9 protein-coding genes and 1 riboswitch are annotated in these 14103 nt (G+C 75.0%); of the genes, 4 read left to right on the plus strand and 5 right to left on the minus strand.

Annotated features, from left to right (window positions below):
• Positions 1-108 precede the first annotated feature (108 nt).
• Entirely contained in the window at positions 109-2382 is a 2274-nt protein-coding gene (metE, locus tag C892_RS0109045; protein WP_017556916.1) for a 5-methyltetrahydropteroyltriglutamate--homocysteine S-methyltransferase, read from the minus strand.
• A 137-nt stretch (positions 2383-2519) separates the two neighbouring features.
• Positions 2520-2748, minus strand: a riboswitch (cobalamin riboswitch).
• Between the two features lie 240 nt (positions 2749-2988).
• On the opposite strand from metE, the gene C892_RS0109050 reads away from it, so the two are divergent.
• Both C892_RS0109050 and C892_RS0109055 read left to right on the plus strand, forming a co-directional pair.
• Positions 2989-4503 carry a polysaccharide deacetylase family protein gene (locus tag C892_RS0109050; protein ID WP_017556917.1) on the plus strand — a complete coding sequence of 505 codons (1515 nt, stop codon included), beginning with the start codon at positions 2989-2991 and terminating at the stop codon, positions 4501-4503.
• A gap of 574 nt (positions 4504-5077) precedes the next feature.
• The gene (locus tag C892_RS0109055; protein ID WP_239647319.1) at positions 5078-5680 is read left to right on the plus strand and encodes a DUF6461 domain-containing protein; all 603 of its coding nucleotides are present in this window, start codon (positions 5078-5080) and stop codon (positions 5678-5680) included.
• 28 nt (positions 5681-5708) lie between these two features.
• Here the strand turns inward: C892_RS0109055 and C892_RS0109060 are convergent, their stop codons facing one another.
• The 3 genes from C892_RS0109060 to C892_RS0109070 form a co-directional block, all read right to left on the minus strand.
• The gene (locus C892_RS0109060; RefSeq protein ID WP_017556919.1) at positions 5709-6851 is read right to left on the minus strand and encodes a quinone-dependent dihydroorotate dehydrogenase; all 1143 of its coding nucleotides are present in this window, start codon (positions 6849-6851) and stop codon (positions 5709-5711) included.
• A gap of 76 nt (positions 6852-6927) precedes the next feature.
• Positions 6928-7848, minus strand: a complete 921-nt coding sequence (locus C892_RS0109065; protein WP_017540326.1) for a proteasome assembly chaperone family protein — start codon at positions 7846-7848, stop codon at positions 6928-6930.
• Between the two features lie 130 nt (positions 7849-7978).
• Complete coding sequence (locus tag C892_RS0109070) at positions 7979-9751, minus strand: ABC-ATPase domain-containing protein (RefSeq protein ID WP_017556920.1); 1773 nt, start codon at positions 9749-9751, stop codon at positions 7979-7981.
• A gap of 404 nt (positions 9752-10155) precedes the next feature.
• On the opposite strand from C892_RS0109070, the gene C892_RS0109075 reads away from it, so the two are divergent.
• Positions 10156-11460 (plus strand): TrkH family potassium uptake protein, encoded by a 1305-nt coding sequence (locus tag C892_RS0109075; protein WP_017556921.1) that lies wholly within the window; start codon positions 10156-10158, stop codon positions 11458-11460.
• A gap of 28 nt (positions 11461-11488) precedes the next feature.
• Here C892_RS0109075 and C892_RS0109080 read toward each other — a convergent pair whose 3' ends face one another.
• Complete coding sequence (locus C892_RS0109080) at positions 11489-11872, minus strand: VOC family protein (RefSeq protein WP_017540323.1); 384 nt, start codon at positions 11870-11872, stop codon at positions 11489-11491.
• A gap of 177 nt (positions 11873-12049) precedes the next feature.
• Between C892_RS0109080 and C892_RS32575 the strand changes: the two genes are divergently transcribed.
• A complete protein-coding gene (locus C892_RS32575) occupies positions 12050-14086 on the plus strand; it encodes an acyltransferase family protein (RefSeq protein ID WP_017556922.1) in 2037 nt (678 codons plus the stop codon).
• The last annotated feature ends 17 nt before the right edge of the window (positions 14087-14103 follow it).

Here is a 14103-nt window from a genome sequence, read left to right on the forward strand (position 1 = left end):
CGCGGGTCCCCGTGTGAGAAGGGGGGTGCGGGCCGTCCGGCCCGCACCCCCTTTCCCGTTCTCTCCTTCCGGTCACCGCCCCGCTCGTGCCTCAGCGGGGCGCGGGGCTCACCCGGCCAGGTCGGCGCGGACCCGGCGGGCGGCCTGCACCATGTTCCGCAGCGCCGGCTCGATCTCGGCGTAGCCGCGGGTCTTGAGGCCGCAGTCGGGGTTCACCCACAGCCGCGCCGGGTCGACCGCGCGCAGGGCGGTGCGCAGCGCCGACTCGATCTCCTCGGCGGAGGGCACCCGCGGGGAGTGGATGTCGTAGACCCCCGGGCCGATGCCCCGGCGGTAGCCGGAGCGGTCCAGGTCGTCCACCAGCTCCATGTGCGAGCGGGCCGCCTCGACGCTGGTCACGTCCGCACCCAGCGCCTCGATCGCGCCGACGATCTCGCCGAACTCCGAGTAGCACATGTGCGTGTGGATGAGCGTGCGCTCACCCACCCCCGAGGTGGCCAGCCGGAACGAGCCCACGGCCCAGTCCAGGTACTCCTGGCGCTCGGAGGCGCGCAGCGGCAGCAGCTCCCGCAGCGCGGCCTCGTCCACCTGGATGTGCCGGATGCCCTCGCGCTCCAGGTCGGCGACCTCGTCGCGCAGGGCCAGGGCCACCTGGCGGGCGGTGTCGGCCAGCGGCTGGTCGTCGCGGACGAACGACCAGGCCAGCATGGTCACCGGGCCGGTGAGCATGCCCTTGACCGGCTTGGAGGTGCGCGACTGGGCGTAGGTGGCCCACTTCACCGTCATCGGCTCGGGGCGGTGCACGTCGCCGAAGAGGATCGGCGGGCGCACGCACCGCGAGCCGTAGGACTGCACCCAGCCCTTGGCGGTCGTGGTGTAGCCGCCCAGGCGCTCGGCGAAGTACTGGACCATGTCGTTGCGCTCGGGCTCGCCGTGCACGAGCACGTCCAGGCCGATGTCCTCCTGCAGGGCGATGACCTTGTCGATCTCCCCCCGCATCCGGGCCTCGTACTCCTCCTCCCCGATGGCGCCGGTGCGGTGCTCGGCCCGGGCCTTGCGGATCTCCTCGGTCTGCGGGAACGAGCCGATGGTGGTGGTGGGCAGGTACTGCGGCTCGCCCTCGCTGTTCCAGCGGCCCTCGCGCAGGCGCTGCTCGCCCTCCGCGCCCAGGGACTGCAGGCGGGCCCGCACCTGGGCGTTGCGGAAGCCCTCCGGCTCGGGCAGGTCGGCCCGGGCGCGCTCCAGGTCGGCCGCGGCGCCGTCGGGGTCGCTCAGCGCGCGCCCCAGCAGCGCCACCTCGTCCAGCTTCTGCCGGGCGAAGGCCAGCCGCGCCCGCAGCGCCGGGTCCATGCCGGTCTCGGCGTCCAGGTCGACCGGGACGTGCAGCAGCGAGCAGGAGGTGTTGACCACCACCTCGCGGGCCAGGCCCATCAGGGGGGTCAGCCGGGACAGCGCCGCGCGCACGTCGGTGCGCCAGACGTTGCGCCCGTCGACCACGCCGGCGAGCAGGGTCTTGTCGCCCAGCCCGGAGACGGCCGCCAGCTCCTCGGCGGTGTCCGGCCCGGCCACCAGGTCCAGGGCGATCCGCTCGGCGCCGGTGCGCTTGAACGCCTCCAGGGCCTCGGTGCCGATCGGGCCGAAGTAGGTGCCCACGGTGATCTGCGGGCGGTCCTTCTCCTGGCCCAGGACCCGGTAGGCGCGCTCGAACTCGCCCACCGCGGCACGGCCGCGGTCGGTGGCCAGGACCGGCTCGTCGAGCTGGACGTGCTCGGCCCCGGCCGCGCGCAGCCGGCGCAGCAGCTCGGCGTAGGCCGGGAGCAGCCCGTCGAGCAGCTCCAGCGGGTTCCACCCCTCGGGGGCGCCGGCGGCCGGCTTGGACAGCAGCAGGAAGGTCACCGGGCCCACGACCACCGGCCGGGTGAGGTATCCCAGCCCCTTGGCCTGGGTGAACTCCGACAGCGGCTTGGCCCCGGCCAGCCGGAAGGCCGTGTGCGGGGACAGCTCGGGGACCAGGTAGTGGTAGTTGGTGTCGAACCACTTCGTCATCTCCAGCGGCGCGGTCTCCTGCACACCGCGCGCCATGGCGAAGTAGCGGTCCAGCTCCGTGGCGCGGTCCTCGGCCTCCTCGGGGCGCCCGAAACGGGTCGGCACGGCGCCGAACAGCACGGCCGTGTCGAGCATGTGGTCGTAGTAGGAGAAGGTGTTGGACGGCATCTCGTCGATCCCGGCCTCGGAGTAGGCCTCCCAGGCGGCGCGGCGCAGCCGCGCCCCGACGGCGTCCAGCTCGGCTGCGCTGCTCCGGCCGGCCCAGTACGCCTCGCAGGCGCGCTTGAGTTCCCGGTCCGGTCCGATGCGCGGGTATCCGTGAACGGTCGTCGTCACTGGCTTCGTCTCTCCCTCGTCGATCAGCCGTTGGGCCGCGAGTCGAGGCAGAGCGCGCGGCGGGGCCGCCCGCAGCGCGGACCGATCCCGCCGACCGCCGCCCTCCCTCGGGGCTCACGGACCACCGTGGGCGCGGCCGCGCCCACGGGCGGTCGGCAGGTATTCGGACTCACGGGCGTGGCCCCCTCCCTGCCGGGGAGGATGCCGGCCTACCGGCCGCCGCTTCCCAGACGCTGCCGCGTCCAGTGCTCCTGGCGGCTTTCGTTCCCGCTCACCGCTGCGGGGCAGTCCCGGATTCGCACCGGGTTCCCTCTTTCGACACGCCCGGCGTTTCGCCGTGCACGTACCGACCGCGAGTGGAAGTATAGGCACGCACCCCTTCCGGCCCCGAGGCCGGGTCCGCCTCCCCCTCCCCCACCGGCCCCCGGAACCCCGCTTGGGCGATCCGTCCCGAGGTTTTCCCCTCCTGTGACCGAAACCCGGAACCCCGCGCGCCGTCGGGTGCGATGATCCAACCATTGTGTCCGCTTCTTCCGATAAAGCGAAAGTCGAAGGCCGTTGCTCCGCCATTCCCGTGTCGAACCCCGACCGTTCTCCGCACGCGCCGTGCTCGCCGTCCCGGTCGCCCTCGCCACGCTGCTCTGCGCCTGCAGTCCCAGCGAGGGCGAGAACACCGGCGGATCGGAGGAGCAGGCCCCGCAGCGCCCCGAGGGCGAGCCCGACGCCCTGACCGCAGTCGCCCCGGACACCGTCGAAGGCCTCGGTGAGGAGAGCCGCTCCGAGGACGAGGGCGGTGTCGACGTGGAGATCGCCTACCCGACCGTCCCCGGCGCCGAGCCGTTCGCCGAGAGGCTGGACGCCATCGCCGAGGACGAGGCCGAGGACTTCCGCGAGGCCGCGCCCGGCGCCGAGTCGCTGGAGGTGCGGGGCGCGCTGAGCGCCGCCGGACCGGACGTGCTCGCGGTGCGCCTGGAGCTGTCCGAAAAGGACTCCGACGGGGAGCGCACCGGCTACTCCACCTACTGGTACGACACCGCCGAGGGGCACACCGCCTACTCCACCGAGCTGCTGGCCGGCCAGAAGGAGCTGGAGGAGCTCGACGGGCTGGTCAAGGACCGCCTGGAGGAGGACGGAGTGGAGCCGGAGGCGCTCTACCCCATCGCCGAGCTCTACGACTCGGTCGGCTTCAACCCCGACGGCGACCTGGTGGTCGAGTTCGACGAGGGGCAGGTGGCCCCGGCCGACGAGGGGCGGGTGCACGCCGTGGTCCCCGGCGAGGACGCCGAGCCGCTGCTGTCGGACTTCGGCGCGCAGGCGCGGACGACCGCCACGCAGGTCACGCCGGGCCTGGAGCTGGAGGAGGCCGCGGCCCCCAAGGACGGCGGCCCGGCGGGCGGGGTCCCGGGGCGGTTCGACCCCGACGCGGGCGGCGCGGACTGCTCCGACCCCGACAGCAAGTGCGTCGCGCTGACCTTCGACGACGGCCCGGGCGGTCGGACCCCCGAGCTGCTGGACACGCTGGCCGAGCACGACGCCAAGGCCACCTTCTTCGTCACCGGGGAGCCGGTGCGCGAGCACCCGCGCACCGTGCGCCGCGAGTACGCCGAGGGGCACGAGATCGCCAACCACACGGTGACCCACCCGGACCTGACCTCGGTGGGCGAGGGCCAGGTGCGCGACGAGCTGTCCGAGGTCAACGGCCTGGTGCGCAGGGAGACCGGGATGCTGCCGACGCTGATGCGCCCGCCGTACGGGGCCACCGACGGCAAGGTCGCCTCGGTCGCCGAGGACCTGGGCCTGGCGGAGATCATCTGGAACGTCGACACCAACGACTGGAAGGACCGGAACTCCTCGGTGGTGGCCGACCGCGCGCTGAAGGGGGCCGCGCCGGGCGCGATCATCCTCATGCACGACATCCACGGCACCACCATCGACGCGGTGCCGGAGATCGTGGAGGGGCTGAACGAGAAGGGCTACACGATGGTGACGGTCTCCCAGCTCCTGGACGAGACCGAGCCGGGCGAGAGCTACCTCGACGGAGTCCCGGACGAGCCCGAGGACGACGGGGACGAGGACGAGAAGGACGAGAAGAAGGGCGAGGAGAAGGAGGAGAAGGACTAGCCTCCTCCGCCCGGCCCCTCTCCCCCGCCACAGGCCCCGGCCCCGAACACGGGCTCGGGGCCTTCCGTACGCGCCCGGCGAGGGATACGGACCGTCCGATACCCGGGGGTGTCCTGCGGGCGACCGAGTCGATGCGCAGACGTTATCGGGCGGGCGGCTCGGCGCACGCCCGAACGCCGCTCACCATCACCGCAGTTCAGAGGGGCCGTTGCCCGGCACGGCCGCTTCCGGCCGCCGCCGCGGTGCGCGCCACGCCCGGGCCCGGGCGGCCGCGGGCGGCCCGGACGCCCGGCCCATGCGGCAATGTGTCGCACCCGACGGTCCCGACCCCCGGCCACGTGCGACGACACCCGTGGCGGGGCCGTATGCTCGGACGCCGTGGTGAAGAAGATCCGCCCGGCGCGCCCCCGCGCGCCCCACGGCACCCCAGCGGTGGAGGCCTGAAATGGTCCGGTACCCGGTGTTCCGCAGGGGAACTCGACGCGATGCGCCCCTCGTCACACCTATGGAGCCCTCCCCTACAGGGGAGGTGTTCGGTGACGGCACCACCCGAACAGGGGAAAGGGAGATGTCGATGGGCGCCTGCGCAGCCGACTACGCCTGGTTCGAGGAGACCCAGCCCGACCTGGCCGAGGCGTTCTGCCTGTCCTACGTTCGCGGTCTGACCAAGACCGAGTCCCTGCGGCGCCTGGGCGCGCCGCAGGAGCGGCTGCGCTCCCTGCCCATCGCCGACGCCGTCGAGGCGGGGCTGTGCTGCGAGGACGGCCCGCCCCCCACGGCGCACGCGCTGACCCTCAACGGGTGGGCCGTGGTCGTGGAGCCGACCGGCTGCCGGGCGACCCGCCCCGACTGCTACCGGGCGCTGTCGGCCCAGACCGAGCTGGTGTCGGTGCGGGTCCTGCTGGACCGGCGCTATGAGTTCCGGTGGGTCGCCGACGGCGTGCTGCGCACCTTCTTCGACGCCCGCGAGCCGCACCTGCGCCGCGGCACCCGGCCGGACGCCCTGGCCGCGGAGATGTCCTCGGTGGGGCTGTCCGGCAACGAGCCGGACGACCCGTCGGCCTCGGTGCTGGCCCTGGCCGAGCGCGTCACCGGGGTACGCATCCGCGCCGGCCACCTGGACGGCCCCCTGCTCGGCGCCGAACTCGACACCGCGGTGCCCCTCCCCGCCCCCTGAGGCGCGGACGGGACCGGCGCGGACGGGACTACCGGGCCGTCGCCGCCGGCGCGCTCTGCGGGGCGTCGGCGCCGACGGCCTCTTCGACCGACAGCAGGCCGGCGCGGCGCACCAGGCGGGCGAGGCCGCGGTTGATGCGGCGCGGCCACATCGGCCCGCCGTAGATCAGGCCGGTGTACCCCTGCACCAGGGTGGCGCCCGCGCGGATGCGCTCCCAGGCGTCCTCGGGGGTCTCCACGCCGCCCGCCGCGATGAGCACGAGCCGGTCGCCGGTGCGGGCGCGCAGGCGGCGCAGCACCTCCAGCGACCGCCTCTTCAGCGGGGCCCCCGACAGCCCGCCCGCGCCGACCGCCTCCACCTTCTCGGGGCCGGTCGCCAGCCCCGCGCGGGAGACGGTCGTGTTGGTGGCGATGATCCCGTCCAGGCCCAGGTCCAGGGCGAGGTCGGCGACGGCGTCCACGTCCTCGTCGGCCAGGTCCGGGGCGATCTTGACGAGCAGCGGCACGGCGCCCGCGCCCTCGGCGTCCAGGGCGGTGCGCACCGCCTCCAGGATGGGGCGCAGGTGGTCCGCCGCCTGGAGGTCGCGCAGGCCCGGGGTGTTGGGCGAGCTGACGTTGACCACCATGTAGTCGGCCAGGCCCGCCAGCTCGCGCGCGCTCGCCGCGTAGTCGGCGGCGGCCTCCTCCTCGGGGACCGCCTTGGTCTTGCCGATGTTGGCGCCCACCACCGGGCCGCGCCGCCCCCTGGCGGTGTGCCGCTCGCGCAGCGCCCGCAGGCGCTCGGCGGCCGCGGCCGCACCGCGGTTGTTGAACCCCATGCGGTTGACGATCGCCCGGTCCGGGACCAGGCGGAACAGCCGCGGGGCGGGGTTGCCCGGCTGCGCCTGAGCGGTGACCGTGCCGACCTCGACGAAACCGAAGCCCACCCCGGTGAGCCCCTCCACCAGCTCGGCGTCCTTGTCGAACCCGGCGGCCAGGCCCAGCGGCCCGGGGAACCGGCGGCCGAAGGCGGTGACGGTCAGCTCCGGCTCCCGCGGCCCCAGGACGGTGCGCGCGGCGGCGGCCGCCCCGGGCACCGCGGCCAGCCCGCGCAGACCGGCCGAGGCGGCCCGGTGGATCGACTCGGCGTCGGTGTGCCGGAGCACGGCGTGGAACAGCAGCTGGTACAGCACGGTCTTCTCCCCCTCGCCGCCCCGGCGGGCGGCCTCGTTCTCGGTGCGCGCCCGGGACGGTCCGCAGGACGGGCCGCTACCCCTCCGCGCCGCGTTCGCGGTCGGCCAGGTAGCGCTCCAGTTCGTCGCCGAGCTCTTCGGCGGTGGGCAGCGCGGACTCGTCGCCGCCGAGCAGCCGCTGGGCGCCCAGGCCCTCGCGGGCCGACATGAACTCGTCGTACTGGCGCTCCAGGTCGCCCACGACGCCCTGCACCTCGTCGGACTCCTCGACCTGCTCGGCGATCTGGGCGTCGGTCTCCCGGGCGGACTCCTCCAGCCGGGTCACCGGCAGCACCAGCCCGGTGGCCCCGGAGACGTAGTCCAGTGCGGCGATGGCGGCCCGCGGGTACTCCGACTGCGCCAGGTAGCTCGGCACGTGCACGGCGAACCCGGTGGCGTCCAGCCCGGCCTCGCCCAGCCGGTACTCCAGCAGCGCCGCCGCGCCGGCGGGCACCTGCACCCGGCCGAGCCAGGGCTCGTGCCCGGTCACCAGCTCGGGCCGGGTGGCGTGCGCCGTGGCCGTCACCGGGCGGGTGTGCGGCACCGCCATCGGGATCCCCTGCACGCCCACCGTCAGGTCCACGCCCAGCCGCTCCACCAGCCCGCGGACCGCGGCGACGAACCCCTCCCACTCGTGGTCCGGCTCCAGGCCGTGCAGCAGCAGGAAGGGCGTCCCCTCGGCGTCGTGCAGCCGGTACAGCGCCAGCCGGGGCGGGTTGTAGTCGGTGAAGGCGTTCTCCACGAACGTCATCACCGGCCGCCGCGAGCGGTAGTCCAGCAGGCGGTCCAGGTCGAACACCGCGACCTCCTCCGCGCTGGACTCGGCGAACAGCGCCTCGGCCGCCTGCCGGCCCACCGCGCCGGCGTCCACGTAGCCGTCGAGTACGACGAGCATCGCCGTACCGCCGCCGCTCTCGGCGCCGGGGCGGAGCTCGTACAGGTCTGCGGGGTCGGGCACCAGTGGGGATCTCCGTTCCGAAGTCCGTTCCGAAGGATGGGGCCGCCCGGAGCCCTCTGGCCGGGCCCGGGTCCGCGCACAAGGATAGACGACCCGGGCGACACGGCCGTGTGCCCCGGGCGGCTCGGGGTCAGCCCGAGCGGCGCACGCGCAGCGACCGCAGCCGGTTCAGCGCCGCGGCGGTCTCCATGCGCCGGGGCAGGGCGAAGTCGCCCAGGTAGCCCCGGCCCAGCACCGCGGCCGCGCCGCTGCCGTCGGCGTCGGCGCCGGCCAGCAGCTCGTCCAGCGCGTCCAGGGCCTCGGCCACCGTGCGCTCGCCGTCGAGCAGGCCGCGCTCGGTCAGCGCCCGCATCGCCAGCCCGACGCCGATGACCTGGCCGGGGTCGACCAGCTGGGTGAGGCCGCGCACGTCGATCTCGTTCTCGCCGAACGTCAGCACGTCCATGTCGCGCCGCTTGAGGCGCATCCGCCCGCGCGCCGTGGCGTCCACCGAGCGCGGGTCGACCACGCGGCGCGCCGGGACGGGGAAGTCGGCGTCGGTGCGCGGCGAGGCCAGGGCCCGGGCCCGCTCGGTCACGTCGTAGGGGCGGTAGCCGTCCAGCATGACGACCTGGTCGGCGACGTCGAAGTAGTCCCCGCTGCCGCCCATGACCAGGACGGTGGACACCCCCTGGTCCCGGTGGAGCGGGCGCACCAGGTCGACGAAGGGGGTGAGCGGTTCGCGGTCGCCGTGCACCAGCTCCTGCATCCGGGAGTCGCGGATCATCAGGTTGGTGGCGGTGGTGTCCTCGTCCACCAGCAGCGCCCCCGCTCCGGCCTCCAGCGCCTCGGCGATGTTGGCGGCCTGGGAGGTGGACCCCGAGGCGTTGTCGGTGCGGAAGTCGGAGGTGTCGGCACCGGTGGGCAGGTTGCGCACGAACGCCCCCACGTCGGTGCGCTCGACCCGGCGCCCCTCCTCGGCGCGGATCTTGACCGCGTCGGCCCGGGTGGCGACCAGCTCGCGGCCGTCGCCGGGGACGTGGTCGTAGACGCCGCGCTCCAGGGCGTGCAGGAGCGTGGACTTGCCGTGGAAGCCGCCGCCGACGATCAGCGTGATGCCCTCGGGGATGCCCAGGCCGCTCACCTCGCCCGCGTGCGGCAGGCCGATGGCGACCCGCATGCTCGGCGGAGAGGAGAACGGGACGAAGGCGCCCTCCATCGGCCGGTCGCTGACCCCGCTGGCGCGCGGAAGCACCGACCCGTCGGCGACGAACGCCACCAGCCCGCGGTCGGCCAGGGCCGCGCGCAGCGCGGCCGAGTCCTCCACACTGTCGGCGAAGGCGGTGGCCTCGGCGGTGTCCAGGGCCTGCCAGCGCAGCGCCTGCACCATCTCCGGCAGGCGCTCGCAGAACTCGGTGCGCGCTGACCGGCCGTCGATGCGGCGCCCGTGGCCGGGCATCTCGATGCCCAGGCGCAGCTGCAGTTCGCCGTCGTGGATCCGCCCCGAGGCGCGGTCCAGGACCTGCTGGCCGCCGGCGTCGATGCGCAGCCGGGCCCCCTTGAGCGCGCGGTGCGCCACCCGCAGCAGGTAGTCGGCGGTGGCCCGGCGCCGCACCGGGTCGGCCCAGGCGTGCTCGGGCAGGCCGGCGACCTGGGCCGGGATGCGCACCGCGATGCGGGACGGCGGGGCGAACGGGTCGGCCTGCACCTTCTCCACGCTGAGCGTGAAGTCGCCGAAGTCCCAGTCGCCGACGAGGGACTTGTAGCGCCCGTAGGAGGCGCCGTCCATCCGCTGCAGCTCCTCGGCGAGCCGGGCGGCGTCGCGCACCCCGGTGATCCCGGGCTCGGGCGGGCGGCCCCGCCCGCCCCCGCGTCCGCCTCCGCGGCCGCCGTGTCCTCGGTCGCCGCCGTAGCGTCCCGGCATGGATGCGCCCCCTTATGTGCCTTCGCCGGTTCGTGCTGCTCTCGCCTGTGGTCGGACGGTCCTCGGACGTCCCCGTCTGCGGATGCTATCGGCCGTGCGGGGCCGCGGGGCATGTCCGGAATACGACACGCTGGAGCGGGCCTGCGCGGAAGGGGGGTCCGGGGACGGGCGTAGGATCACTGCGGCCGCCGCGGAGGCGGCCGCCGCGCCCCCCGCCGTCCAGTGAAGCGATCGATCCGAAGGAACCGAGAAACCCGGTGAGTCCACGTACGGCGCCCGGCGGCGCGTGGCCGCCCGCTGAGCGAAGGCCGAGTCTGCGGTCCCGAATCCGGCGGGCCCGGCGCACGCTGTCCCCGCCCTCCTTCGGCCGGATGCGCTCCCTCCTCCGACCGCCCCAGCTGCTGGTGGGCGGGTTCGCCGCGGTGGTCCTGATCGGCACGGCGCTGCTGAGCCTGCCCGCGGCGACCGCGGGCCCGTCCGCGGCCCCGCCGCTGACCGCGCTGTTCACCGCCGCCTCGGCGGTGTGCGTCACGGGGCTGATCGTGGCGGACACCCCGGCCTACTGGTCCGCCTTCGGGCAGGCGGTGATCCTCGGGCTGATCCAGGTCGGCGGCTTCGGCGTGATGACCCTGGCGACCGTGCTCGGCCTGCTGGTGACGCGGCGGGTGCGGCTGCGCATGCAGCTGCGCGCGGGCGCGGAGGCCAAGAGCCTGACCCTGGGCGAGGTGCGCCGGCTGGTGGTGGGCGTGCTGCAGGTGACGGTGGTCTTCGAGGCGCTGCTGACCGCGGTGCTGGCGGCGCGGATGGTGCTGGGCCACGGGGAGCCGCCGCTGCGCGGACTGTGGCTGGGGCTGTTCCACGCGGTGTCGGCGTTCAACAACGCCGGGTTCGCCCTGTACTCCGACAGCCTGGAGTCCTTCGCCACCGACCCGTGGATCTGCGTGCCGATCGCGCTGGCGGTGATCGCCGGCGGCCTAGGGTTCCCGGTGTGGGTGGAGCTGTACCGGCACGCCCGGCGGGGCCGCGAGCCCCACCACTGGACGCTGCACGCCAAGATCACCCTGGTGGCCACGGCGGTGCTGCTGGTGGTCGGGTGGGCCGGCTTCCTGCTGCTGGAGTGGCGCAACCCGGCGACCATGGGGCCGCTGTCGGCGGGGGACAAGGTGCTCACCGGCTTCTTCCAGGCGGTGATGCCGCGCACCGCCGGGTTCAACTCCCTGCCCTTCGGGGAGGTGCACACCCAGACGCTGTTCCTGACCGACATGCTGATGTTCGTCGGCGGCGGGAGCGCGGGGACGGCGGGCGGCATCAAGGTGACCACCTTCGCCCTGCTGGCGTTCGTCGTCTACGCCAACGTGCGGGGCGAGTCGAGCGTGCACGTGGCGCACCGGCGGATCACCGAGGGGGTGATCCAGCAGGCGATCACCGTGGTCCTGCTCGCGATCGGCCTGGTCTTCTCGGCCACGATGGCGCTGATGACGATCACCCCCTTCACCCTGGACCAGATCCTGTTCGAGGTGATCTCGGCCTTCTCCACGGTGGGCCTGTCCACGGGGATCACCGGCGACCTCTCGCCCGCCGGCGAGGTGATCATCGTCGGGCTGATGTTCACCGGGCGGCTGGGGCCGATCACCGTGGCGACCGCGCTGGCGCTGCGCCGGCGCGGCCGCCGGTTCGAGTACCCCGAGGAGCGCCCGATCGTGGGCTGAGGAGCACGGCCGGGCGCCCCGCCGCCGGTCAGCCGCCGCTGCCGTAGGGACGGGTGAGGATCTCCAGCCGGTGCCCGTCGGGGTCGTCGAAGTAGACGCCGCGGCCGCCGTCGTTGCGGTTGATCTCACCGGGCCGCGCCTTCGCCGGGTCGGCCCAGTAGTCCATGCCCCGCTCGCGGATGCGCCCGAAGATCCGGTCGAAGTCGTCCTCTCCGACGAGGAAGGCGTAGTGCTGGGGCACGATCGGGTCGCCGGTGTCCATGTAGTCGAGCGTCACGGCGTTGGCGACCTCCACGGCCATGAAGGGGCCGAAGGGCTTGGCCGGCGGCAGGTCGAACAGCTCGGTCAGGAAGCGCGCGGAGCGCTCCTTGTCGGCCGCCAGGACGATGGTGTGGTTCAGCTCGATGGGCATGCTCGACCTCCTCGTCGACGGGGGCGTTCCGTGTCCGCCCGCTCACTGAGGAAACTAATACTTCGAGTGCACTTGAAGGCAAGGGGACGAACGGCCTGCCCCGCGGCCGCAGCACGGCGGGACGTAAGGTGGCCCTGGCGCCCCGCGCCCCTCCCGTGCCCCCTCCCCCTCCTCGCCATGACCGATGCCCCCGCCCCCTCCGCCGGCCGCCGCACCGACCTGGACGGCCTGCGCGGGCTGGCCGCACTCCTGGTCGCCGTCTACCACGTGTGGTCGGACCGGGTGTCCGGGGGCGTGGACGTCTTCCTCTTCCTGAGCGGCTTCTTCGTCACCGCCTCGCTGCTGCGCTCGGTCGAGCGGGAGGGGCGGGTGCCCTTCGCCGCGTTCTGGTCGCGGCTGGTGCGGCGGCTCTGCCCCGCCGCCGGGGTGGTGCTGCTGGCGGTCGCGGCGGCGGTCCCGCTGCTGCCCCGGCCCTCCTGGGCGCAGGTGATCGAGGAGCTGGCGGCCTCGGCGCTGTACTACGAGAACTGGAAGCTGGCCGCGAACGCCGTCGACTACCTGGGCGCGGTGTCCCAGGCCAGTCCGGTGCAGCACTTCTGGTCGCTGGCCGTGCAGGGCCAGTTCTCCCTGCTGTGGCCGGGCGCGGTCGCGCTCGCGGCCCTGGCGGCGGCCCGGACCCGGGCGGGCGCGCGGGCCGGGCTGCGCCCGCTGGTGGCGGCCACCGCCGCGGCGGTGGCCGCCGTGTCGCTGGCCTACTCGGTCCAGGCGACCGCGGCCGACCAGCGGTGGGCCTACTTCGACACCGGCGCCCGGCTGTGGGAGCTCGCCCTGGGGGCACTGCTGGCGGCCCAGCTGCCTCGGCTGCGCCTGCCGGTGCGGCTGCGGGCCGCCGCGGGCTGGACCGGGGTGGCGGCGCTGGCGGCCTGCGGGATCGCCCTCGACGCGGCCCGCATGTTCCCCGGATGGATCGCCCTGTGGCCGGTGCTGGCGGCGGCGCTGGTGGTCGCGGCGGGCGCAGGCGGGCGGCCGCGGCGGGGCGCGGGCCTGCTGCTCGACGCGGCGCCGCTGCGGCGGCTGGGGGCGCTGGCCTACCCCTTCTACCTGTGGCACTGGCCGGTTCTGGTGTTCTTCCTGGCCGCGACCGGGCGGGAGCAGGCCGGGGCGGCGGGCGGCGCCCTGGTGCTGGCGGTGTCCTACGCGCTCGCGGCGGGCACCGAACGCCTGCTGGAGGGCGGGGCGCTGCGGCGGCTGCCCGCCCGTCCGGGGCCGGGGACGGTCGCGGCAGCGGGGGCGGCCTTCCTGGTACCGGTGCTGGTGGCCGCCCCGCTGTGGCTGTCCCGCCTGGAGGCGGAGCGAGAGCGCCTGGCGGCGCAGGCCGAGGACGTCGGCGCCTACCCCGGCGCGCGGGTCGTGGACGACGCGCGACTGGCCGCGTCCCTGCCGGAGCTGCCGGTCTACCCGGAGCTGACCGACCCGGTGGATCCGTGGCTGACGCACACCAACGGCTGCAACGCCGAGCTCACCGACCCCGAGCTGGTGGTGTGCGCGTTCGGCCCCGAGTCGGCCGGGCGCACGGTGGCGATGGTGGGCGACTCGCACGTGGGCCAGTGGTTCCCGGCGATGCTGGAGGTGGCCGAGGCCCGCGGGTGGCGCATCGAGGTGATGACCAAGAACGGGTGCGCGTTCAGCACCGGTCGGCGGCCCGGCGGCGGGGAGGCCGCCGCCTCCTGCGAGGAGTGGAAGCGGCAGGCCCTCGCGGAGCTGCGCGGCGCGCCGCCGGACGCGGTGTTCGTCAACGGCACCCGCAGCGCGTGGGCCGGCCGGGGAGGGGCCGAGCGCGTTCCCGCCGGCTACCTGGACCGCTGGGAGGAGATGGCCGGACTGGGCGTGGGGGTGATCGCGGTGCGGGACACCCCCCGCCTGGACTTCGACGCCCCCGAGTGCGTCGACGCCCGGGGGCGCCGGGGCTGCGCGGTCGACCGGGACGCCACGCTGGCGCCGCGCTCCCCCGTCGAGGAGCTGGGCGCCCGCCTGCCGCCCAACGTCGCCCCGGTCGACCTGACCGGGCACCTGTGCCCGGAGGGGCGGTGCCCGGCGGTCCTGGGGAACGTGCTGGTGATGGGCGACGACGACCACATGACCGCCACGTTCGCGCGGTCGCTGGCCCCGGCCTTGGACGAGGCGCTGCCCGAGGACCCCGCGGGGCTCGCCTGACGGGCGGCCTCCGGTCC

The organism is Nocardiopsis baichengensis YIM 90130, assembly GCF_000341205.1.
Lineage (GTDB): Bacteria > Actinomycetota > Actinomycetes > Streptosporangiales > Streptosporangiaceae > Nocardiopsis_A > Nocardiopsis_A halophila.

Bases quoted from the DNA above. Each gene is read 5' to 3' on its own strand.
- C892_RS0109055 (WP_239647319.1), top strand. From the start codon at position 5,078: ATGGGCGCCTGCGCAGCCGACTACGCCTGGTTCGAGGAGACCCAGCCC.
- C892_RS0109070 (WP_017556920.1), bottom strand. From the start codon at position 9,751: ATGCCGGGACGCTACGGCGGCGACCGAGGACACGGCGGCCGCGGAGGC.
- C892_RS0109080 (WP_017540323.1), bottom strand. From the start codon at position 11,872: ATGCCCATCGAGCTGAACCACACCATCGTCCTGGCGGCCGACAAGGAG.
- C892_RS32575 (WP_017556922.1), top strand. From the start codon at position 12,050: ATGACCGATGCCCCCGCCCCCTCCGCCGGCCGCCGCACCGACCTGGAC.